The 20,213-nt window shown below is 75.9% G+C and carries 20 protein-coding genes; 9 read left to right on the top strand and 11 right to left on the bottom strand.

Annotated elements, in window-relative coordinates:
• The first annotated feature begins 257 nt into the window (after nucleotides 1–257).
• Complete coding sequence (locus tag CBZ_RS03030) at nucleotides 258–1,346, top strand: PP2C family protein-serine/threonine phosphatase (protein ID WP_130780125.1); 1,089 nt, start codon at nucleotides 258–260, stop codon at nucleotides 1,344–1,346.
• A gap of 22 nt (nucleotides 1,347–1,368) precedes the next feature.
• On the opposite strand, the gene CBZ_RS03025 is transcribed toward CBZ_RS03030, so the two are convergent.
• The 8 genes from CBZ_RS03025 to CBZ_RS20690 form a co-directional block, all read right to left on the bottom strand.
• On the bottom strand, nucleotides 1,369–1,698 hold the full coding sequence (locus CBZ_RS03025) for an MGMT family protein (protein WP_130780124.1): 330 nt from the start codon (nucleotides 1,696–1,698) through the stop codon (nucleotides 1,369–1,371).
• An 8-nt stretch (nucleotides 1,699–1,706) separates the two neighbouring features.
• The gene (locus CBZ_RS03020) at nucleotides 1,707–2,759 is read right to left on the bottom strand and encodes an LLM class F420-dependent oxidoreductase (protein WP_130780123.1); all 1,053 of its coding nucleotides are present in this window, start codon (nucleotides 2,757–2,759) and stop codon (nucleotides 1,707–1,709) included.
• A 68-nt stretch (nucleotides 2,760–2,827) separates the two neighbouring features.
• A complete protein-coding gene (locus CBZ_RS03015) occupies nucleotides 2,828–3,814 on the bottom strand; it encodes an SdpI family protein (protein ID WP_130780122.1) in 987 nt (328 codons plus the stop codon).
• Nucleotides 3,811–4,158 carry a GntR family transcriptional regulator gene (locus tag CBZ_RS03010; RefSeq protein WP_130780121.1) on the bottom strand — a complete coding sequence of 116 codons (348 nt, stop codon included), beginning with the start codon at nucleotides 4,156–4,158 and terminating at the stop codon, nucleotides 3,811–3,813. Before CBZ_RS03010 ends, CBZ_RS03015 begins: the two co-directional genes overlap by 4 nt.
• Before the next feature lie 96 nt (nucleotides 4,159–4,254).
• Nucleotides 4,255–4,839: a serine O-acetyltransferase EpsC gene (gene epsC / locus CBZ_RS03005; protein WP_130780120.1), complete on the bottom strand. Its 585-nt coding sequence runs from the start codon at nucleotides 4,837–4,839 to the stop codon at nucleotides 4,255–4,257.
• 43 nt (nucleotides 4,840–4,882) lie between these two features.
• A complete protein-coding gene (gene cysK / locus CBZ_RS03000; RefSeq protein ID WP_130780119.1) occupies nucleotides 4,883–5,818 on the bottom strand; it encodes a cysteine synthase A in 936 nt (311 codons plus the stop codon).
• Nucleotides 5,819–6,249: 431 nt separating this feature from the next.
• Entirely contained in the window at nucleotides 6,250–6,891 is a 642-nt protein-coding gene (locus CBZ_RS02995; protein WP_130780118.1) for an SGNH/GDSL hydrolase family protein, read from the bottom strand.
• A 103-nt stretch (nucleotides 6,892–6,994) separates the two neighbouring features.
• On the bottom strand, nucleotides 6,995–7,384 hold the full coding sequence (locus tag CBZ_RS20690) for a PASTA domain-containing protein (protein WP_165446621.1): 390 nt from the start codon (nucleotides 7,382–7,384) through the stop codon (nucleotides 6,995–6,997).
• A gap of 318 nt (nucleotides 7,385–7,702) precedes the next feature.
• Between CBZ_RS20690 and CBZ_RS02990 the strand changes: the two genes are divergently transcribed.
• On the top strand, nucleotides 7,703–8,218 hold the full coding sequence (locus tag CBZ_RS02990; RefSeq protein WP_165446620.1) for a gluconokinase: 516 nt from the start codon (nucleotides 7,703–7,705) through the stop codon (nucleotides 8,216–8,218).
• Nucleotides 8,219–8,236: 18 nt separating this feature from the next.
• A complete protein-coding gene (locus tag CBZ_RS02985) occupies nucleotides 8,237–9,610 on the top strand; it encodes a GntP family permease (RefSeq protein WP_130780117.1) in 1,374 nt (457 codons plus the stop codon).
• A gap of 379 nt (nucleotides 9,611–9,989) precedes the next feature.
• Here the strand turns inward: CBZ_RS02985 and CBZ_RS02975 are convergent, their stop codons facing one another.
• The gene (locus CBZ_RS02975; RefSeq protein WP_130780116.1) at nucleotides 9,990–11,036 is read right to left on the bottom strand and encodes a class I SAM-dependent methyltransferase; all 1,047 of its coding nucleotides are present in this window, start codon (nucleotides 11,034–11,036) and stop codon (nucleotides 9,990–9,992) included.
• 222 nt (nucleotides 11,037–11,258) lie between these two features.
• Here CBZ_RS02975 and CBZ_RS02970 point away from each other — a divergent pair, with 222 nt between their 5' ends.
• Nucleotides 11,259–14,108, top strand: coding sequence for an AfsR/SARP family transcriptional regulator (locus tag CBZ_RS02970; RefSeq protein WP_130780115.1), 2,850 nt, complete (start codon nucleotides 11,259–11,261; stop codon nucleotides 14,106–14,108).
• A gap of 49 nt (nucleotides 14,109–14,157) precedes the next feature.
• On the opposite strand, the gene CBZ_RS02965 is transcribed toward CBZ_RS02970, so the two are convergent.
• Entirely contained in the window at nucleotides 14,158–14,592 is a 435-nt protein-coding gene (locus tag CBZ_RS02965) for a YdeI/OmpD-associated family protein (protein WP_130780114.1), read from the bottom strand.
• 79 nt (nucleotides 14,593–14,671) lie between these two features.
• Here CBZ_RS02965 and galE point away from each other — a divergent pair, with 79 nt between their 5' ends.
• Nucleotides 14,672–15,679, top strand: a complete 1,008-nt coding sequence (gene galE / locus CBZ_RS02960; protein ID WP_130780113.1) for a UDP-glucose 4-epimerase GalE — start codon at nucleotides 14,672–14,674, stop codon at nucleotides 15,677–15,679.
• Here the strand turns inward: galE and CBZ_RS02955 are convergent.
• Nucleotides 15,676–16,533 carry a hypothetical protein gene (locus CBZ_RS02955; protein WP_130780112.1) on the bottom strand — a complete coding sequence of 286 codons (858 nt, stop codon included), beginning with the start codon at nucleotides 16,531–16,533 and terminating at the stop codon, nucleotides 15,676–15,678. The genes galE and CBZ_RS02955 overlap by 4 nt on opposite strands.
• 106 nt (nucleotides 16,534–16,639) lie before the next feature.
• Here CBZ_RS02955 and CBZ_RS02950 point away from each other — a divergent pair, with 106 nt between their 5' ends.
• The 4 genes from CBZ_RS02950 to CBZ_RS02935 are packed head-to-tail and all read left to right on the top strand — an operon-like array spanning nucleotide 16,640 to nucleotide 20,194.
• A complete protein-coding gene (locus CBZ_RS02950; RefSeq protein ID WP_130780111.1) occupies nucleotides 16,640–17,878 on the top strand; it encodes a putative hexosyltransferase in 1,239 nt (412 codons plus the stop codon).
• Nucleotides 17,875–18,645 carry a glycosyltransferase family 2 protein gene (locus CBZ_RS02945; RefSeq protein WP_130780110.1) on the top strand — a complete coding sequence of 257 codons (771 nt, stop codon included), beginning with the start codon at nucleotides 17,875–17,877 and terminating at the stop codon, nucleotides 18,643–18,645. The genes CBZ_RS02950 and CBZ_RS02945 overlap by 4 nt, the downstream gene beginning before the upstream one ends.
• Nucleotides 18,642–19,499 carry a ChbG/HpnK family deacetylase gene (locus CBZ_RS02940; protein WP_130780109.1) on the top strand — a complete coding sequence of 286 codons (858 nt, stop codon included), beginning with the start codon at nucleotides 18,642–18,644 and terminating at the stop codon, nucleotides 19,497–19,499. Before CBZ_RS02945 ends, CBZ_RS02940 begins: the two co-directional genes overlap by 4 nt.
• The gene (locus CBZ_RS02935; protein WP_130780108.1) at nucleotides 19,496–20,194 is read left to right on the top strand and encodes a class I SAM-dependent methyltransferase; all 699 of its coding nucleotides are present in this window, start codon (nucleotides 19,496–19,498) and stop codon (nucleotides 20,192–20,194) included. The genes CBZ_RS02940 and CBZ_RS02935 overlap by 4 nt, the downstream gene beginning before the upstream one ends.
• Nucleotides 20,195–20,213: the final 19 nt, after the last annotated feature.

The following is a 20,213-nucleotide window of genomic DNA, read 5'->3' as shown; positions in this document are numbered from 1 at the left end:
CGGCGCGGTCCATGGTGAGCGTGAACGGCACGAGGGCCGACGTCTCGGGGGTCGGCTCGAACGCGAACGCGAGGTGGTCGACGGCGAGGAACTCGGGCTGGCGGCTCTCGGGCACGTCCACGACGCGGTAGCCGGCGGGCAGAGGGCTCATGTCCGTCATCGTGTCGTCGCCGCGCGCCACGCGCGAGCGTTTTCCCGTCGCGCGACCCCGCGGGCCGGGCCTGTGCGCGGCTCCGACCTGCGGTTACGCTCGGGCGATGAGGACCCGCGGGCCGGCGCCGGACGTCGGTCCGCTCACGCGCCTGTCCCTCGCGCTGCGGCGGCGCGTCCTGCGGTCGCAGGTCGGCCTCCTGGGCGTCCTCGTCGTCCTCTCCGGGGCGATCGCCGCCGGCATCGTGCTGCAGAGCACGTGGGTGCCCCCGTCGACGTACGTGGTCCTGCTGCTCGTCGGCGTCCTGCTGCTGCGCCTGCGGCCGTTCGCGGTGCTGTCGGTCGTCGTCCTGCTCGAGGTGCTGGTCCTGCTCCTGACCGACCGTCCGGCGATGGTGCCCGGCGTGGTCGTCATCATCGGCATCGGGGCGGTCGTCGCCCTCGTCTTCGCCAGCGAGCGGGACCGGCTGGGGCTGCGCGGCGCCCCGGGTGGGCACATGCTCGTCGACCTGCGCGACCGGCTCGCCGCGCACGGGCGCGTGCCGGTCCTGCCGCGCGGCTGGCGCGTCGACACCGAGATCCGCTCGGCCCACTCGGACGCGTTCTCGGGCGACTTCCTCGTGGCACGGCTGCGGCGCGGGTCCGTCCTGGAGGTCGTCCTGGTCGACGTGTCCGGCAAGGGCATGGACGCGGGCGTCCGGTCGCTGCAGCTCTCGGGGGCCTTCGGGGGGCTGCTCGGCGCGCTGCCCAGCGAGTCGTTCCTGCAGGCCGCGAACGCGTACGTGCTGGACCAGGACTGGGAGGAGGGGTTCGCGACCGCCGTGCACGTCGCCGTCGACCTGGCCAGCGGGGACTACACGGTCGCGACCGCGGGGCACCCGCCGCCTCTGCACCTGCACGCCGGTGCGGGACGGCTCGACGTCGTCGACACCGTGGGCAGTCCCGCCCTGGGGGTCGTCGACGACCTGCCGTACCGGCCGCGCTACGGACGGCTGGAGCCCGGCGACGTCCTGCTGCTCTACACCGACGGTCTCGTCGACACGCCTGCGCGCTCGCTCGACCGGGGGATCGACCGGCTCATGGGGGCCGCCGACCGGGTCCTCGGACGCCAGGTCGGGGGAGCCGCCGCGGTACTGGCTGACGTCCGTGCGGACGACTCCGACGACCGTGCGCTCGTGCTCGTCTGCCGCGACTGACCCGGGCCCGGCAGCTGGCCGCTCAGTCGTCGGGGAACCAGATCGCCCGCCGGACGGCGACGCGGTGACCGTCGGCCGTGCGGGGCGTCGCCTCGGCGACCAGGTGCTCGAGTGCCCGCGCGCGGTGCCGCTCGGGCGGCGCGCCCTGCGCGTTGACGACGCGCCACCACGGCACGTCGGACCCGGCCCGGCTCATGACCTGCCCGACCTGGCGGGGGCCTCCGCGCGGTCGGTCGCCCGCCTGCTCGGCGCGGTCGGCGAGCACCTCGGCGACCGCGCCGTACGTCATGACGCGCCCCGGCGGGATGGCGGCGACGAGGTCGAGCACGGCCTCGACGTAGTCGTCGTCCACGGCGCCGCTCAGGCGGGACCGGTGAGCCCGGCGAGCGCCTCCGCCACGGCGGGCAGCGCACGGGGGTCGGTCTGCACGAGCATCGTGGTGATCGCGGTGCCCTGCCACGCCGGCAGCTGCGCGCGCACGTCGTCGGCGGTGCCGACCAGCGCGACGTCCTGGACGAGCTCGGTCGGCACGGCCGCGACGGCCCGCGCCTTGTCGCCCGCGAGGTAGTGCGCCTGGATCTCGTCGCAGGCCTCCGCGTAGCCGAGCCGGTCGAGGACGTTGCGGTGGAAGTTCGCGCCCTTCGCGCCCATGCCGCCGGCGTACAGGGCCACGTGCGGCCGGATGACGTCCGCCGCGGACTCGACGTCCTCGCCGAGCACCACGGGGACGGCGGCGGTGACCTCGAAGTCCTCGGCGGGCGTCCGCTCGGGCGACCGGGCCGCGAACCCCTCGGCGAGCAGCGCGCGGTGCTCGGCGTCCATGCGCGGCGAGTAGAACATCGGCAGCCAGCCGTCGGCGATCTCGGCCGTCAGCGCGGTGTTGCGCGGCCCTTCGGCGGCGAGGTGGATGGGCAGGTCCGCGCGCAGCGGGTGGACGGTCGAGCGCAGCGGCTTGCCGAGACCCGCGCCGACGTCGGCGGGCAGCGGGAGCCGGTAGAAGTCGCCGTCGTAGGTCACGGGTGCCTCGCGGGCGAGGACCTGGCGCACGATCGCGACGTACTCGCGCGTGCGGGCGAGCGGGCGCGGGTACGGCTGGCCGTACCAGCCCTCGACGACCTGCGGGCCGCTCGCGCCGAGCCCCAGCACGAACCGGCCGCCCGACAGGTGGTCGAGCGTGAGGGCGGCCATCGCGGTCGCCGTCGGGGTCCGGGCCGAGAGCTGCGCGATCGCGGTGCCGAGGCGGATCGTCGAGGTGCGGGCGCCCCACCACGCGAGCGGCGTCAGCGCGTCCGACCCGTACGCCTCGGCCGTCCAGACGGAGTCGAACCCGAGCCGCTCGGCGGCGAGCACCGCGTCCTGCGCCCCGGGAGGCGGACCCGCGGACCAGTAGCCGACGTAGTACCCGAGGCGCATGGCGTGCCCTTCGCTCGACGTGCGCGTCGTCGTCGGCGCGCGGCGGTCAGGTTACCGGTCCGTAGCGTTCAGCGGACCCGTGAGCGCTCGGCCAGCGCGTTGAGCAGGGCCGCGCCGGTGCGGGCGTCGTCGACCGTGACGACGCTGGTCCGGCCGCCGGTGCGCTCGACGACGACCGCGTCGCCCGAGCGGAGCACGAACCCGGTCCGCCCGTCGCGGCCGACGCGGTAGCCCCAGCCGCCGAAGTCGGCGAGCGGCCGCACGGTGTCGGCGTGGGCCGCGACGACCTCGTCGAGCGGCACGCGCAGGCGGGGCCAGCCGAGCGGCGAGCGGGCGTCGAGGCCGCGCGCGTCGACCGTCACGCGGAGGACCAGCATCGAGGCGAGCAGCGCGCCGAGCCCGATCGCCACCGCGACCAGGACCCAGGTCTGCAGCGCGACGGCGAGGACGAGCTGCAGGACGACGACGGGTGCGGCCACGGCGACCGCGGCGGGCGACCAGACCGTCGTCGACCACGCGGCGCGCTCGCCGCGCCCGAGCGGCAGGCGCTCGGCGTCGGCGGGCGGGACGGCGGTGGTCGTGCTCGCGGGGTCGGTGGGGACGAGCAGCGCGGCGACGACGCCGAGGACGAGCCCGCCGCCGAGCGCGAGCCCGAGCAGGGAGTCGATCGTGGGAGCGGCGGTCGCGTCGGCGAGGCCGCGCTGGAGCTCGAGCGAGCCGACGACGAGCACGACGAGCATCGTCACGAGGCCGACGGTGGTGCCGGTGCCGATCCGCCGGATGGAGGCGTCACGGCCGCCGACGAGCAGCAGTGCCCACACGACGACGCTCGTCCCGACGGTCGTCGCCACGAGCACGGCGAGCGCGCCGGTGAGGGACATGAAGCCGTCGGCGCCGTCGGTGCCCCAGTGCGTCGCGACGGGGTCGGGCAGCTCGTCGGACCAGCCGAGCGCGAGGGCCACGCCCACTGCGGTGATGACGAGCGGCACGAGGAGGGTGAGGACCGTCGTCGCGACGCGGTGGGGGACCGGGGGGCGTGGGTCGGCGGTGGTCACCGGAGGGCCTCCTTCAGCAGGGCGAGGGTGGTGGCGGTGGGGACGTCGAGCCGCCGGGCGGTCCGCACGACGTGCTCGATCGCCTCGTGCAGGGCCGCGAGGTCGTCGGTCCGGCTGACGACGGCGCCGCGGCCGCGCCGCAGCTCGATGACGCCCTCGTCGCGCAGCTCCTGGTAGGCGCGCAGCACGGTATGGAGGTTGATGTCGAGCGACGTGGACAGCTCACGGGCGGCGGGCAGCCGCGTCCCGGCGGTGAGCTCTCCGCGGGCGACGGCGCGGCGCACCTGGTCGGCGAGCTGCTGGAAGATCGGCTCGGGGGAGCCGGGGTCCACGCGGAAGAGCACGAACCCAGGCTAGTTGTTCGAGGCGAACTAGAACAATCGCGCGGCGGGTGACGTCGGGCACGTCGGCGCGGCGTCGGTGCGCGCCGAGCCCAGGCGTCAGATGTAGATCGCGGGGTCGTCGACCTCGACGTCGAACGGCGCCGCCTTCGGGCGCAACCGCACCTGCGCGGGCACCCCGACCGCGATCGCGTCGGCCGGCACGTCGTGGATCACGACGGCGTTCGCGCCGATCTGCGCGCCGTTGCCGATCCACACCGGCCCGAGGATCTTCGCGCCCGCCCCCACGACGACGCCGTCGCCGAGCGTGGGGTGGCGCTTGCCGCGCCGCATGGACTTGCCGCCGAGCGTCGAGCCGTGGAACAGCACGACGTCGTCGCCGACCTCGGCGGTCTCGCCGACGACCACGCCCATGCCGTGGTCGATGAACAGCCGCCGCCCCAGGCGCGCGCCCGGGTGGATCTCGATGCCGGTGGCTGCCCGCGCGAGCTGCGACAGCAGTCGCGCGGGCAGCCGGAGACCGGGCTCCCGCCACATCCGGTGCGCCAGCCGGTACACCCACACCGCGTGCACGCCCGGGTACCCGAGGGCGACCTCGAGCAGCGAGCGCGCCGCGGGGTCGCGGTGGCGTGCGGCCTCGAGGTCTTCCCTCAGGAGGTCCGAGAAGCGCTGGGGTGCGGCCATGAGCCTTCCGGTCCGATCGGCGGGGGGAGTGCGGCGGTACGGCTCAGTCGAGCAGGTCGGCGTAGAGGATCGTCGACAGGTAGCGCTCGCCGAACGACGGGATGATCGCGACGATCAGCTTGCCCGCGTTTTCCGGGCGCTGCGCGAGCAGCGTCGCGGCGTGCAGCGCGGCGCCCGAGGAGATGCCGACGAGGAGGCCCTCCTCGGCGGCGGCGCGGCGGGCCACGGCGACGGCCGTCTCGGCGTCGACGTCGATGATCTCGTCGTAGACCGCGGTGTCGAGGATCTCCGGCACGAAGTTCGCGCCGATGCCCTGGATCTTGTGCGGGCCGGGGGCGCCGCCGTTGAGGATCGGCGACTCGGCCGGCTCGACGCCGACGATCTGCACGCCGGGCTTGCGCTCCTTGAGGACCTGGCCGACACCGGTGATGGTGCCGCCCGTGCCGATGCCCGCGACGAGGATGTCGATCTCGCCGTCCGTGTCGGCCCAGATCTCCTCGGCCGTGGTGCGGCGGTGGATCGCCGGGTTGGCCTCGTTGGCGAACTGGCGGGCGAGGATGGCGCCCTCGCGCTCCTTGACGACCTCGTCGGCCTTGTTGACCGCGCCCTTCATGCCCTCGGAGCCCGGCGTGAGGATGAGCTCGGCGCCGAACGCGCGCAGCAGCGCGCGCCGCTCCTTCGACATCGTCTCCGGCATCGTCAGGACGACCTTGTAGCCGCGCGCCGCACCGACGAACGCGAGCGCGATGCCCGTGTTGCCGGAGGTCGCCTCGACGATCGTGCCGCCCGGCTTGAGGTCGCCGGACGCCTCGGCCGCGTCGATGATCGCGACGCCGATGCGGTCCTTGACGGAGTTGGCCGGGTTGTAGAACTCGAGCTTGCCGACGACCGTCGCGGGGGCGCCGTCGGTGATCTTGTTGATGCGCACGAGCGGGGTGTTGCCGATGAGCGCAGTCGCGTCGTCGTAGATGCGGGCCATGGTTCCTCTTCGGTCGAGCCGCCCCGTCCGGGTGGGGCGGCGTGCAGGGGTGGGGGACAGCGGTCGGGTGCCACGACGGCCGACGGGACGTGCCGGCCGGGCGGCGGGTCGGGGGCGAGCACTGGCGTTCGGGGACGCGCCCCGGTCAGGTGATCCTCGCGCGGGAGGGTCGCCAGCGCTCTACAGACAGCGACAGCAGGGCAGCGCGACGCACGCGCGGGCGACGGAGGCGGCGGTGCGGGTCTGCACGCTCATCGCTCTCCTCCAGGTCGCGGGACCGCGGCCGGGACGGTCCGGCGTCGACGCCCGACGGGCGACCGCAGTCGGGCCGACCGTAGCGTCAACCCCAGACGGGCGCAAAGACCCTCCACACCTCGGACCACGGTCGGAGCAGGGGCGACGCCCCGCCCGGCCCGGCGTGCGACCGGGCGTCAGCGCGGGCCGACGCCGACCGCCGCGAGCCACGCCTCGGCGAGCAGGCCGAAGCCCGCGGGGGTGGGGTGCACGCCGTCGTGGCACCAGGCCTCCGGCGACGTGCGGACCGCCGCCGCCGCGAACAGCCCGTCGGCCGGGATGAGCACGGCACGGTGCTCCGCGGCGAGCCGGCGCACCACCCCGATCCTCGGGTCGAGGTCCTCCCGCCACGCGTGCTGGTCCGGGCGCACGGGCACGAGGAACGGCTCGACGAGCACGACGCGCGCGCCCAGGCGGTCGCGCACCGTGGCGAGCATCGCCGCGAGGTTGTCCTCGTAGGCGGCGGTCGTCGTCGGCGTGCCCGCGTCGTAGCGGCGCCAGGTGTCGTTGATGCCGACGAGCACCGAGACCACCGTGGGCTCCAGCGCGACCGCGTCACGCTCCCAGCGGTCCCGGAGCATCGCGGAGGTGTCGCCGCCCACCCCGCGGTTGAGGAACGTCAGGCCCAGGTCGGGGCGGCGTGCACCGGCCAGCGCGGCGACGATGCCGGCGTAGCCGTGACCCAGGCTCGTGGGGTCGTCGCGGTCGCGGCCCCAGTCGGTCACCGAGTCGCCGGTGAGCAGGACACGGTCGCCGGGCTGCAGGAACGTCGTCGTCACGCACGCATCCCACCACAGCCCGGACGCGCCGAGGGCGGCGGCCGCGTGTCGCGGACCGCCGCCCTCGGGGCGTTGCGGGTGCTGCCGAGCGGTGCGCGACCGCTCAGGAGGCCGGGTCGTCCGTCCGGCGGACGTCGAGCGTCACGACCGAGCCGGCGTCGACCTCGCCCGTCAGCGGGTCCTGCGCGACGACGACCCACAGCGTCGGGTCGTCGACCGTGCGGCCCTGGCCGGTGGAGTCGACGACCTCGACCGTGAGGTCGCGGGCCTCGAGGGTGTCCTGCGCCGTCGCGAGGAGGAGGTTGGTCTGGTCGATGACCTCGACCTTGCCCGACGCCGCGGCGTCGTCGGTCGTGGCCTCGGCCGTGGTCTCGGCGGCCGTGGGCTCGTCCTCGGCACCCGAGTCCGAGCAGCCGGCCAGGAACGCCGTCGCGGCGAGCGCGGCGGCCGCGGCGCCGGCGGCGAGGCGGGTGCGGGTGGTGGGCAGGTTCATGGGTCCATCCCTCGTTGTGCGTGGTGGTGTCACCGGTGCGAGGGCATGACGACGAGCCCCCTCGTCGTGGCATCCCCCCACGTGCGCGGGCCGTGGTGCGGCTCGCGGGACTTGTTCGACCGTAGGCCCGACCACCGACACGCGTCTCGTGCATATCGCCCGACCACGGACGAATGCCCCGGGGGACGACGTGTGTCCTCGACCACAGTCGCGCGTCCTCGCGCAGGCCGTCGCAGGTGCGCCCGCCGGAGGCCCGTGCGACGCTCGGAGAGCCGTCAGTGCAGGGCGGCACCGTGCAGGGCCGTGTTGGGGGGCACGATGCCGGCAGAGCACGTCGTCGTCATGGGCGTCGCGGGGTCGGGCAAGACGACCGTCGGGCGGGCGCTCGCCGAGCGTCTCGGACGCCCCTACGCCGAGGCGGACGAGTTCCACCCCGCCGCGAACGTCGCCAAGATGTCGGCCGGCACGCCCCTGACCGACGAGGACCGCCGGCCGTGGCTCGAGGCGATCCGCGACTGGCTCACCGCGCAGGGCGACGCCGCCCAGGACACCGTCGTCACGTGCTCCGCCCTCAAGGTCGCCTACCGGGACGTCCTGCGGCAGGCCACCGGACGCGTGCGCTTCCTGCACCTCGCCGGGTCGGAAGACCTGCTCGCCGACCGCATGGCGCACCGGGCCGGCCACTTCATGCCGACGTCGCTCCTGCCCTCGCAGCTCGCGACGCTCGAGCCGCTCACCGCCGACGAGGACGGCGTGACCGTCACGGTCGACGTGCCGCCCGACGAGGTCGTCGCCCGTGCGCTCGCCGCGCTCGGGCACGACGCGACCGCCTGACGGGAAGGGGCAGCCGCCGTGGTCCACGCACTGGTCACCGCCGCACCGGAGGGCGTGAGCGACGTCCGCCTGATCGTCGCGGCCGTCGTCGGCATCGCCGTCATCGTCGGCCTCATCGTCGGCCTCAAGCTGCACGCGTTCCTCGCGCTCACCATCGGCTCCGGCGTGCTCGCCGTGGTCGCGGGCATCGCCTACCCCGACGCGTTCACGAGCTTCGTCAAGGGCGTCGGCGAGACCGTCGCGGGCGTCGGCCTGCTCATCGCGCTCGGCGCGATCATCGGCAAGCTGCTCGTCGACAGCGGGGGAGCCGACGAGATCGTCGACACGATCCTCGCCCGCACGCCCGTGCAGCGGCTGCCGTGGGCGATGGCGCTCATCGCGTTCGTCATCGGGATCCCGCTGTTCTTCGAGGTCGGGGTCGTCCTGCTCATCCCCGTCGTCATGCTCGTCGCCCGCCGGTCCCGCGTCCCGCTGATCCTCGTCGGGATCCCCGCGCTGGCCGGCCTGTCCGCGCTGCACGGGCTCGTGCCGCCGCACCCCGGGCCGCTCATCGCGATCGACGCGCTCGGCGCCAACCTCGGCCTCACCCTCGGCCTGGGCCTGCTCGTCGCCGTCCCCACCGTCGCGATCAGCGGCCCGCTGCTCGCCCGGCCGATGGCCCGGTGGGTGCCCGTCGAGGCGCCCGAGCGGTTCCTCGGCGAGGCGGAGCGCGACGAGGACGCGCGGCGACCGTCGTTCGCGACCGCGCTGACCGTCGTCCTGCTGCCCGTCGTCCTCATGCTCGCCCGGACCGTCGTCGAGGCCGCGGGCGCCGACGGCACCCCCGTCGGGCAGGCGCTCGTGTTCCTCGGGACGCCGCTCGTCGCGCTGCTCGTGACCTCGCTCGTCGGGCTCGTCGCCCTCGGCACCGCGCTCGGGCAGACCCGGCAGCAGGTGAGCTCGCTCGTCGACCGCTCGTTCGCGCCCATCGCGTCGATCCTGCTCATCGTCGCCGCGGGCGGGGGATTCAAGGCCACCCTCATCGACTCCGGCGTGGGTGACGTCATCGCCTCCGGGCTCGCCGACTCCGCGATCTCGCCGCTGCTCGCGGGCTGGCTCGTCGCCGTCCTCATCCGCGTCGCGACCGGGTCGGCGACCGTCGCCACGATCACCGCCGCCGGGATCGTCGCGCCGCTCGCCGCCGACCTCAGCGCGAGCCACGTCGCGCTGCTCGTCCTCGCCATCGGCGCCGGGTCGGTCTTCCTCAGCCACGTCAACGACGCCGGGTTCTGGCTGGTCAAGGAGTACTTCCGGATGACCGTCGGGCAGACGTTCCGGACGTGGTCGCTCATGGAGACCGTCCTGTCCGTCACGGCGCTGGTGTTCGTGCTGCTGCTGAGCCTGGTCCTGTAGCGCCGAGGTCGGGCCGCCCAGCGGCCGCCGTCGACCGGTCACGACGTACCAGAGCAGCATGAACGCCGAGGTCACCGTGTAGAACCCGTGCAGCGCCCACACCGGGCCGGCCGGAAGGTCGAGCACGTAGGCGGTGTAGACGACGTTGCCGACGTTCGCGAGCACGAGGTTGCCGACGCTGTACGAGCTCACGTCCCGCGTCCGCCACGCCTTCGCGAGCATGGGCAGCGCGCTCACGGCGAACAGCGCGCCGGCGACGGTGCCGGCGGCGACAGGAAGGTCCACGACGGCCTCCGGGGTCGGGGCGGTCGGCCGCCCGCCGGTCGGCGCCCCCAGGTCAGGGGCGCCGACCCACGGGCGCCGACCGCGGTGCGGTGGGTCAGGGGCGGATCTCGTAGACCGCGTTGAACGGCGTCGAGACCGCGCGGCGGAACCGGGTGAACCCCGCCTCCTGCACGACGGCCCGGACGGCGGCCTCGCCCGCCTGCGCCCCGAGCGCGTGCCCGCCGTCCTGCGACAGCGCGTTCGGCACGCACAGGAACGTCGAGCCCGCGTAGAACAGCCGCCCGACGGTCGTGAAGGTGTCCTCCACGCGGTCCGCCGCGGCCGGCTCGACGAGCAGCCACGTGCCGTCGGGCGCGAGCTGCTCGCGGACGCGCCGCGCGGCACCCACCGGGTCGCCCATGTCGTGCAGGCAGTCGAACATCGTCACCAGGTCGAACGGCCCGCCGGCGAACGACTGCGCCGCCGCGACCTCGAAGCCCACGCGGTCGGCGACGCCGGCCTCCGCGGCCCGCTTGCGCGCCAGGTCGACCGACCCCGTGTGGTAGTCGGAGCCGACGAACGTGGAGGCGGGGAACGCCTGCGCCATGAGGACGGTCGACGAGCCGAGACCGCAGCCGACGTCGGCGACCCGCGCGCCCGCAACGAGCCGGTCGACGACGCCGTCGAGCGCGGGGATCCAGCTCGGCACGAGCTCCGCGACGTAGCCGGCGCTGTAGAACGCGTCGGTGCCGACGTGCACGTCCTCGTCGTGCTCGTGCCAGCCGATCCCGGCGCCCGTGCGGAACGCCTCCGCGAGGCGCGGCTCGGCCCGCAGGTAGCCGAGGACGGCGACCGACGCCGCCGGCAGGTCGGGACCCGCCGGGTCGGCGAGGCAGAACGCCTGCTCGGGCGTCAGGTGGAACGCGGTCGTGGCCGGGTCGTACGCGACGTAGCCGCCGGCCGCCTGCCCCCGCAGCCACTCGGTGAGGTAGCGGGCGTGGCAACCCGTGCGCGCCGCGAGGTCGTCCGGCGTCGCCGGCCCCTGCGCGAGCGCGCGGTACAGGCCGAGGCGGTGGCCGATCGCCACGCCGCCGGCCGCACCCGTGGCGGCGAGGTCGGCGGTGAACCGACCGAGGAACTCCATGACCTTCTGCTGGTCCATGTGGGACGTCTCCTGGATGTCGTCGGGTGTCCCGGCGCGCGTCGCGCCGGCCGGGTCGACCGCCCGTACCGGGGTGGTCGTGCTGCCAGCGTCGAGAGCGGCGCTGGCACGGCGGTGGCACGCCCTGGCACGCGGCTGGCACGCGGCTGGCGCGGGCGTCGCGCGTCCGTGGCACGTCGCCGACGGGCGGGGTGCGGGCATGCTGTCCCCGGGAGGTGGCGGATGGTCGCGGACGGTGCGCTGCCGGTGGTGCGCGTCGACGTCCTCGGCCCGCTGCGGGTCGAGGTCGACGGCGACGTCGTGGCGGTCCCCGGTGGCAGGCGGCGTGCGGTGCTCGTGCTGCTCGCGCTCGCGGGCGGGCGGACCGTGACCGTCGACGCGCTGGTCGACGCGCTGTGGCCCGACGCCGCTCCCGCGTCCGGCCGGCAGGCGCTGCACTCCCACGTGTCGCGGCTGCGCGGCCACCTCGGTCCGGCGGCCGGTCGGCTCGTGACCCGGCCCGACGGCTACCGCCTCGACATCGGTGACGAGCACGTGGACGTCGGCTGGGCCCGCGCGCTGCTGCGCACCGCCCGCGGCGTCGCGGACCCGACGGAGGCGTTCGCGCTGCTGCGCACGGCGGAGGGCCTCTGGCGCGGCCCGGTGCTCGCCGACCTGGACGACGTCCCGCCGGTCGCGGCGGCGGCGCGGGAGTGCGCGCGGCTCCGGCAGGAGGTCGTCGACGCCCTGGTCGGCGCGGCGCTCGACTCCGGCCGAGCCGACGAGGTCGTCGGGCTGTCCGCGGCGTCCGCCGCCGACGACCCGCTGCGCGAGACCGCGACCCTGCTGCACGTCCGCGTGCTCGCCGCGACCGGCCGCGCACCCGACGCGCTCCGGCTCGCCCGCGAGTTCCGGCACCGCCTCGCGGAGGAGACGGGCCTCGACCCCACGCCCGCGCTCGGTGCGCTCGAGCGCCAGGTCGCGGGCGGGGCGGGCAGCGCCGCCGTACCGCGCCCGATGGACCCGGCGGGGTCCCGCCTCGTCGGGCGGGCCGCGGAGGTGGACGGGCTGCGGCACGCCCTCGCGCAGGACCGGCTCGTCACCGTGGTCGGACCCGGGGGAGTCGGCAAGACGCGCCTCGCGCTCGCGGCGTCGGGCGGTGCCGACGCCACGGTCCTCCTGCTCGCGGCCGTCACCGACCCCCGGGCCGTCGTGCACGCGCTGGCCGACGCCCTGCACCTGGCGGTCGCGCGCGGCGACGTGCTCGGCGCGTGCGCGGCCCTCGTCGGCGACCGCGACCTGCTGCTCGTCGTCGACAACGCCGAGCACCTGCTCGACGCGGTGCGCGACACCGTCGCGGCGCTGCTCGCGTCGTGCCCGCGGCTCACCGTGCTCGTGACGAGCCGGGAGCCGCTCGGTCTGGCCGCCGAGCGCACCTGGCGCCTCGTGCCGCTCGCCGTCCCCGCCGTCGACGCCGGCGGGCGCGACCTCGCGCAGGTGCCGTCGGTCGCGCTGTTCCTCGACCGGGCCGCGCGCGTCCGGCCCGGCGTCGTGTCGTCGGACGCGGACCTCGCCGTCGTCGCGGACGTCGTGCGCGCGCTCGACGGCATCCCGCTCGCCATCGAGCTCGCCGCGGGCCGGCTGTCGACGTTCGCGCTCGCCGACCTGCGCGACCGGCTCGACCGCGCGCTCGACTTGCTCGGCGACGGCCGTCCGACCGTCGACGCGCGGCACCGCACCCTGCGCCGCACCATCGCGTGGTCCGACGACCTGCTGTCCGCCGACGAGCGACGGCTGCTGCGGCACCTCGCCGTCTTCCCCGACGGGCTCGACCTCGTCGCCGCCGAGCACCTCGCACGAGCCGTCGGCGTCACAGGCGACCCGGGGACGGCGCTGGCGCGGCTGGTCGACGCGTCCGTCGTGCAGGCGGAGCTCGGCGACGGGACGCGCTACCGGCTGCTCGAGACGGTGCGCGCGTACGCGCTCGACGCGCTGGCCGCCGCGGGCGAGCGGGACACCGCCGAGCGGCACCTCGTGGCGTGGGCGACCGGCCTCGCGGCCCACCTCGCCGCCGCGATGGCGTCGGAGCACGAGCCGGAGGCCGACGCGACGCTGCGCCGCGAGCTGCGCAACCTGCGGGCGGCGTTCCGGCTCGCGCGGACGTCGGGTGACGTCGACGCCGCCGCCGCGGTCGTCGTCCCGCTGTTCGAGGCGATCGGCTACCGGGACCTGGTCGAGCTGCGCGGGTGGGCCCTGGAGCTCGCGGACGACCCGGCGCTCGGGGCGTCGCCGTGGGCCGCGGGCGTCCTGGGCGCGGCGGCCGAGGCCGCGTACCACGGCGGCGACCTGGCCCGGGCGGACGACCTCGCGCGGAGCGGCCTCGCGGTCGCGCGCGACGCCGAGGACGCGTGGTCGTGCCTGCTGCCCCTCGCCGTCGTCGAGCTCGCCCGCGGCACGTTCGCGGACTCCGCGGGCCACGCCCTCGCCGCCGCGGACCTGCTGCCGGTGCCCCGCGAGAGCCTCGGCATCGCCGCGGTCGCCACCGCCTACGCGGGGGACCTGCCCACGGCGCGGGGCCTGCTCGACCGCGGCCGGGCCGCCGCCGTGTCGCCGACGATGCGCGCGTGGCACGCCTACGTCGCCGGGGAGATCGACCACCTGGCCGGCGCGGTGGGCGACGCGGAGGCGCACTACGTCGAGGCGGTGCGGCTCTCGCGGACCTCCGGCGCGACCTTCGTCGTCGGCGTCGCGACCGTCGGACTGCTCACGGTCCTGACCGACGCGGGGCGCGTGCGCGAGGCCCTCACGGGCTACCGCGACGTCGTCGACGACTTCGCGCGGACGGGCAACTGGACCCACCTGTGGGCGACGCTGCGCAACCTCGCGGACCTGCTCGACGCCCTGGGCGACCACGCCACCGCGGACCTCGTGCACGGCGCTGCCGACGCCGCGCCCGACGCCCCCGCGGACGACCGCCGTCCCCGCACCCCGGCCGCGGCCGGACCGCACGCGGTCGACCGTGCCGACCTGCTCGCCACCGTCCGGGCGGCGGTGGACCGCGCGCTCGCGGCCCGCACCGTCACGGGCCGCTGACTGCCGCACCCACCGAGCGCGGTCTCGGCGCCGTCGCGCCGGCGGCCCGTCAGGAGAGCGTGGCGACGACCGCCTGGATCCGGCGCTCGCGCGTCGCCGGCTGCTTCGCCTCCACGACGCTGCGCACGTGCTCCTTGCGGTGCGACGGCGCGAGCCCGTCGAACGCGGCCCGCGCACCGGCGGCGTCGAGCGCCGCCGCGAGGTCCTCGGGCACCTCGACCGTGCGCGGCTGGTCGTCGAGCACCAGCGTCACCTCGTGCTCCTCGTCGCCCGCCACGCGCGCCGCCGCGCGGACCGCGGCCGACACCGGCACCAGGTAGCGGCCACCCATCGGGGCGACCGTCGACCGGTACGTGTACCCGTTGAGCGTGACGACCACCGGCGGGCGCCGGCCCCCGCCGAGGCCGAGCACGACGTCCTCCGCGACGTCGATCCCGACGTTGTTCGGTCCGGACCGGATCAGGACCGTGCGGAAGGTCGCCATGGCGCCACCCTGCCACGCGGTGACCCGACGGGAGCCGGATCCGGTCCGCCGGCGACCAGGGCGCGCTAGTCTCCACGCCGTGAACGTGCTGGTGACAGGGGGGGCCGGGTACATCGGCGCGCACGTCGTGCGCCTGCTGCGGCGGGCCGGGCGCGAGGTGCTCGTCGCCGACGACCTCAGCACCGGCTCCGCCGACCGCGTGGCAGGGACGCCGCTCGTGCGGGTGGACCTCGCGGAGGCGTCGAGCGTCGAGCCGCTCGCGGCGGCGTGCCGACGGCACGGCGTCACCGCGGTCGTCCACCTCGCGGCGCGCAAGCGGGTCGACGAGTCGGTCGCCCGTCCCGTCTGGTACGCGCGGCAGAACGTCGGCGGCCTCGTGCACGTGCTGCGGGCGGTGCGCGCGGCACGCGTCGGCACCGTCGTCTTCTCCTCGTCCGCGGCCGTGTACGGCTGCCCCGACGGGTCGCCCGTCGGCGAGGACGACGCGCTGCGTCCCCTGAGCCCGTACGGCTGGACGAAGCAGGCCGGCGAGCAGCTCGTGCGGGACGTCGCGAGGTCGGGCGCCGTGCGCGCGGTCGCGCTGCGCTACTTCAACGTCGCGGGCGCGGCCTCCGCCGACCTCGGCGACGCGGGAGAGCACAACCTCGTGACGCGCGCGCTCGCGGGCCTGGCCCGTGGCGAGCGTCCCCAGGTGTTCGGCACCGACTACCCGACCCCGGACGGCAGCTGCGTGCGCGACTACGTGCACGTCGAGGACCTCGCCGAGGCGCACGTGGCGGCCCTCGACGGGCTGGAGTCCGGCGCGCCGCTGCGGGACGCGTACAACGTCGGCACCGGCCGCGGGTCGTCGGTCCTCGAGATGCTCGCGCACCTCGGCGAGGCGACCGGGCTCGACGCGTCCCCCGTCGCCGCGCCACGGCGGCAGGGCGACCCGGCGAGCGTCGTCGCGTCCGTCGACCGCATCCGCGACGACCTCGGCTGGGCCGCGACCCGGAGCGCCGAGGAGATCGTCGCCAGCGCCTGGGAGGCCTGGTCGGCCGCCCACCGGAGCGCGACGCCACCCCCGGCGTCCGCCCGACGAGCCTAGGCTCGCACGGCCGTCGCGTCCTCGACCGAGCTCGGGGCCCCGAAGCGGGCCACGACGACGGCGCCCGTCAGGACGAGCGCGAACGCGGCCACGGACGCCGGGCCGGTGCCGGCGGCGGGCCGGTCGCCCGCGAGGGCGATGCCCAGGCCTGCGCCGACGACCGTCTCGACGCCGACCATCAGCGCGGTCACCGGGACGACTGCCGCGCGGCGCAGCGCGAGCGCCGACACCACGAGCGCGAGGCCGCCGCACACCGCGGCGCACCAGGCCACCGGGTCCGTCAGCACCGTGGCGAGGCCGTCCACCTGGACGGTGTGCGCGCCGAGCGCGAGGACGCCGAACGCCGCGCCCGACAGGGCTGCGAGCACGAGCCCGCTCCGTGGCGTCGGCTCCCCGAGGCCGACCGTGGCCGCGAGCGCGCCGATCGCCAGCGTCGCGACGACGACGACGACCCGGGCGCCCGTCGAGAGCGTCGCGACGGTCTGCGGCGCCACCGTGAGCGCCAGCACGACGAGCCCTGCGCCCAGCCCCGCGAGCCCGAGCCAGTCGCGGCCGCGGAGCCGTGCGCCGAGCACGACGGCCGACAGCACGGCCGCGACGGCGACGCTCGACGCGCGGCCCGCCTGGACGGCGAACAGGGGCAGCGTGCGCAGCGCGACGAACGACAGCGCGAACCCGACCGCCACGAGGACGAGGGCCGCGACGTAGAGCGGGCTCCTGGCCAGACCTGCCACGAGGGTCAGGTCGAGGTGGTCTCCGTCCGGGACCCGTCGTGCGGCGACGGCCTGCAGGACGACGGCGGTGCCGGAGCACACGGCCGCCGCCGCGACGCAGGCCAGGGCGAGTCCCTCCACGAAACCTCCTCGTGCCGACCTGCGGGTTCGCGGCGTCGGTGCACCGGGGAAACCCTATGCTCCTCGCGGACGTGCAGGACGTGCGGGACGAGCTCAGGGGGAACGGGTGCGCGGGGTCGACACCCAGGTCGGGGCAGGCACGGGACCGCGGGTCGCCCGTGACACCGGCCGCCTGCCGTGGCTCGCGGTCGCCGGCGCCTTCGTGGCCGTCGCGGTGCTCCTGTCGTTCCTGCTGGCGCGGACCTCCCGGCGGCTGCCGGTGTGGTTCCTCCAAGGCCCGACGTGGCTCGACGGCTGGTTCCAGGGCGACGCCGGCTGGTACCACCAGATCGCGACCGACGGGTACTCCTACGAGCCGGGCGCCCAGTCGTCCATCGCGTTCTTCCCGGTGTACCCGCTCGGGGTGCGGGCCCTCGGGGGCGTCCTGGGCGACTTCCAGGTCGCCGGGTCGCTGCTCGGCGTGCTCGCGGGCCTCGCGTCCGTCCTGCTGTTCGCCCGGTGGGTGTGGTCCCGTCTCCCGCGCACGAGCGCCCTCCTCGCGATCGCCGTCGTGCTGCTCTACCCGTACTCGTTCTTCCTCTACGGCGCGATGTACGCCGACTCCCTGTTCCTGCTGTGCGCGATCGGCGCGTTCCTGCTGCTCGAGCGGCGGTGGTACCTCGCCGCCGGCCTGGTCGGGGCGCTCGCGACCGCGGGGCGCCCCGTCGGGACGGCCGTCGTCGTCGGCCTGGTGGTGCGCACGCTCGAGCTGCTCGCGCAGGACCGGCGCGCGCGCGTCGACCCGGACGCCCCCGCGTCGCCGACCGGGTGGCGCGACGTCGTCGCCGCCGTCCGTGACGTCCGGGTCCGGCACGTCGGCGTCCTCGCCTCCGTGCTCGGCCTCGTCGCGTGGTGCGTGTACCTCGGCGTGGCGTTCGGGAACCCGCTGGCGTGGATCGAGGTCGAGTCCGCACCGGGGTGGGACCAGGGCGTCGGCCCCCGGACGTGGTTCAAGATCGTCTACCTGGGGACGCTGCTGACCGGGGACCGCGGTGTCGCGGCCCTGCTGACCCTGCAGGCGCTCGCGTGCCTGTGCGCGGTCCTCCTCCTGCGCCGCGTGTGGCGCCGCTTCGGGTGGGGCTACGCCGCGTTCGCCGCGGTCGTGCTGCTCATCCCGCTGGTGGGTACCAAGGACTTCATGGGCACGGGACGCTACGTCCTGGTGGCCTTCCCGGTGATGGCGGCGGCGGGGGACTTCCTCGCGGGTGTGCGGCACCGGTGGATCAGGGTCGCGGTGCTCGTCGTGTGCGCCGCGCTGCTCCTGGTCCTGACCTGTCTCTTCGGCCGAACGGTTCCAGTCTCATGACGTCGCACGTCCCCGAGGTGTTCGAGAAGCTCTCGATCTTCTTCCCGATGTGGAACGAGGAGGAGTACATCGAGCGCGCCGTCGGCGCCGCGCGCACCGTGTGCCTCGACCTCGTGCGGATCGGCCAGGTCCTCGACTACGAGATCATCGTCGTCGACGACGCGTCGACCGACGCGACCCCGCAGCTCGCCGACGCGCTCGCCGCCGAGGACCCGCACGTGCGCGTCGTGCACCACCCGCACAACCGCAAGCTCGGCGGCTCGATGAAGAGCGGGTTCGCGGCCGCCACCGGCGACGTCGTCCTCTACACCGACGCCGACCTGCCGTTCGAGATGGCCGAGCTGGTCCGGGCGCTGCGCGTGCTCGACACCTACGAGGCCGACGTCATCAGCGCGTACCGCCTCGACCGCACGGGCGAGGGGCCGCGGCGGGCCGTCTACTCGTTCCTCTACAACTGGCTCGTGCAGCTCATGTTCGGGACCCGGCTGCGTGACATCAACTTCGCGTTCAAGGTGTGCCGGCGCCGCGTGCTCGACCACGTGGAGCTCAAGAGCGAGGGCTCGTTCGTCGACGCCGAGCTCGTGATCCGCGCGCAGCGGTCGGGCTTCCAGATCCTGCAGATCGGCGTCGACTACTTCCCCCGCAGCCGCGGCGTCTCGACGCTGTCGTCGTTCGGTGTCATCCGGGCGATGCTCGGCGAGATGGTGCGGCTGCGCGGCGAGCTCAAGCGGGTCGCGCCCGTGGTCGGCGCCGGGCACCGTCCGTGAGCCGGCTGCTGGTCGTCACCGCCGACGACCTCGGGCTCACCGTCGGCGTGAACGCCGCGGTCCGGCGCGGCTACGAGCAGGGCGTCGTCACCGCGACGTCGCTGCTCGCCGTGGGCCGTGCGTTCGACGACGCCGCCGCGATGCTCCGCGACCTGCCGGGCCTCGAGCTCGGCGCGCACCTCGCGCTCGTCGGGGAGGACCCGCCGCTGCTGTCCCCGCGGGAGATCCCGACGCTCGTCGACGCGCGAGGTGCCTTCCCGCTGAGCTACCGCACGGTCGTGCGGCGCGGTCTGGCCGGCCGGATCGACCCCGACGACGTGCGCCGCGAGCTGCGCGCGCAGCTCGAGCGGGTGCGGGGCGTCGGGGTGCCGGTCACGCACGTCGACACCCACCAGCACACCCACCTGTGGCCGACGGTCGGCACCGTCGTCGCGGAGCTCGCCGTCGCGGCGGGCGTCCCGGCGGTGCGCGTGCCCCGCAGCGCGTCCCGCGGCCCGGTCGGTGTCGGCGTGCGGCTCCTGGGGCGCCGGCTCGACGGCACCGTCCGCCGCGCCGGCCTGCGGTCGCCGCAGGACTACGCGGGACTCGACGAGGCCGGTCGCCTGGACGCCGCCAGGTTCGGGCGCGCCCTCGCGGACGCCGCGCGACGAGGTGCCGCGTCGCTCGAGATCAACTGCCACCCCGCCGTGGAGCCCGACCCGGACCTGCACCGCTTCACCTGGGACTACCGGTGGGCGGACGAGCTCGCGATGCTCGTCGACCCGTCGGTGCGCGCCGCGGTCGACGCCGCCGGCTACACCCTCGGCGGCTTCACCGCGCTGGGCGCGCACCCCGCCTCCGGGAGTGCCGCATGACCGCCCGAGCACGCCGCCGCCCCGACGCCGCCGGCAGGCGCGCGCTGCGGCTCTACCGTCCTACGCCGCTCGCGGTCCGCGCGCACGTGGCGATCCGCTGGTTCAGCGCCCCGTTCCCGCCGATCGCCGCCGCACTGCCCCGCGCGGGCCGGGTGCTGGAGATCGGCTGCGGCCACGGCCTGTTCAGCGCCTACGCCGCCCTCGCCGAGCCCGGCCGCGACGTCCTCGGGGTCGACATCGACGGCGACAAGATCGCCGCCGTCCACGACGCCGTGCAGGGCGTCGGACGCCTCGAGCTCCGCGTCGCACCCGACGGCGCCGTGCCCGCCGGGCCGTGGGACGCCGTCGTCTTCGTCGACGTGCTCTACCTGCTCGGCGCCGACGACCAGCGCCGCCTGCTCGCCGAGGCCGTCCGGTCCCTCGCGCCCGGCGGCAGCGTGGTCGTCAAGGAGATGGGCACGCAGCCGCGCTGGAAGGTCCGCTGGAACACCATCCAGGAGACCCTGTCCGTCAAGGTCCTGCGGATCACCGAGGGGTCGGAGTTCGACTTCGTCGACCCGCAGACCATGGCGGCCTGGCTCCGCGACCTGGGCCTGACGGTCGAGCTGCGCCGGCTCGACGCCGGCCGCGTGCACCCGCACCACCTGCTCGTCGCGCGGCGGGAGGTCGCCGCAGCACAGGACGCCACCGGGTAGGACGCGCCGTCACGCGCGA

It is taken from the genome of Cellulomonas biazotea (genome assembly GCF_004306155.1).
Lineage (GTDB): Bacteria > Actinomycetota > Actinomycetes > Actinomycetales > Cellulomonadaceae > Cellulomonas > Cellulomonas biazotea.
This window is presented reverse-complemented; position numbering and strand designations above follow the sequence as displayed.

Bases quoted from the DNA above. Each gene is read 5' to 3' on its own strand.
- CBZ_RS02970 (WP_130780115.1), top strand. From the start codon at position 11,259: ATGGTCGCGGACGGTGCGCTGCCGGTGGTGCGCGTCGACGTCCTCGGC.
- cysK (WP_130780119.1), bottom strand. From the start codon at position 5,818: ATGGCCCGCATCTACGACGACGCGACTGCGCTCATCGGCAACACCCCG.
- CBZ_RS03020 (WP_130780123.1), bottom strand. From the start codon at position 2,759: ATGCGCCTCGGGTACTACGTCGGCTACTGGTCCGCGGGTCCGCCTCCC.
- CBZ_RS03030 (WP_130780125.1), top strand. From the start codon at position 258: ATGAGGACCCGCGGGCCGGCGCCGGACGTCGGTCCGCTCACGCGCCTG.
- CBZ_RS02935 (WP_130780108.1), top strand. From the start codon at position 19,496: ATGACCGCCCGAGCACGCCGCCGCCCCGACGCCGCCGGCAGGCGCGCG.
- CBZ_RS02975 (WP_130780116.1), bottom strand. From the start codon at position 11,036: ATGGACCAGCAGAAGGTCATGGAGTTCCTCGGTCGGTTCACCGCCGAC.
- CBZ_RS20690 (WP_165446621.1), bottom strand. From the start codon at position 7,384: ATGAACCTGCCCACCACCCGCACCCGCCTCGCCGCCGGCGCCGCGGCC.
- CBZ_RS02965 (WP_130780114.1), bottom strand. From the start codon at position 14,592: ATGGCGACCTTCCGCACGGTCCTGATCCGGTCCGGACCGAACAACGTC.
- epsC (WP_130780120.1), bottom strand. From the start codon at position 4,839: ATGGCCGCACCCCAGCGCTTCTCGGACCTCCTGAGGGAAGACCTCGAG.
- CBZ_RS02990 (WP_165446620.1), top strand. From the start codon at position 7,703: ATGCCGGCAGAGCACGTCGTCGTCATGGGCGTCGCGGGGTCGGGCAAG.
- CBZ_RS02945 (WP_130780110.1), top strand. From the start codon at position 17,875: ATGACGTCGCACGTCCCCGAGGTGTTCGAGAAGCTCTCGATCTTCTTC.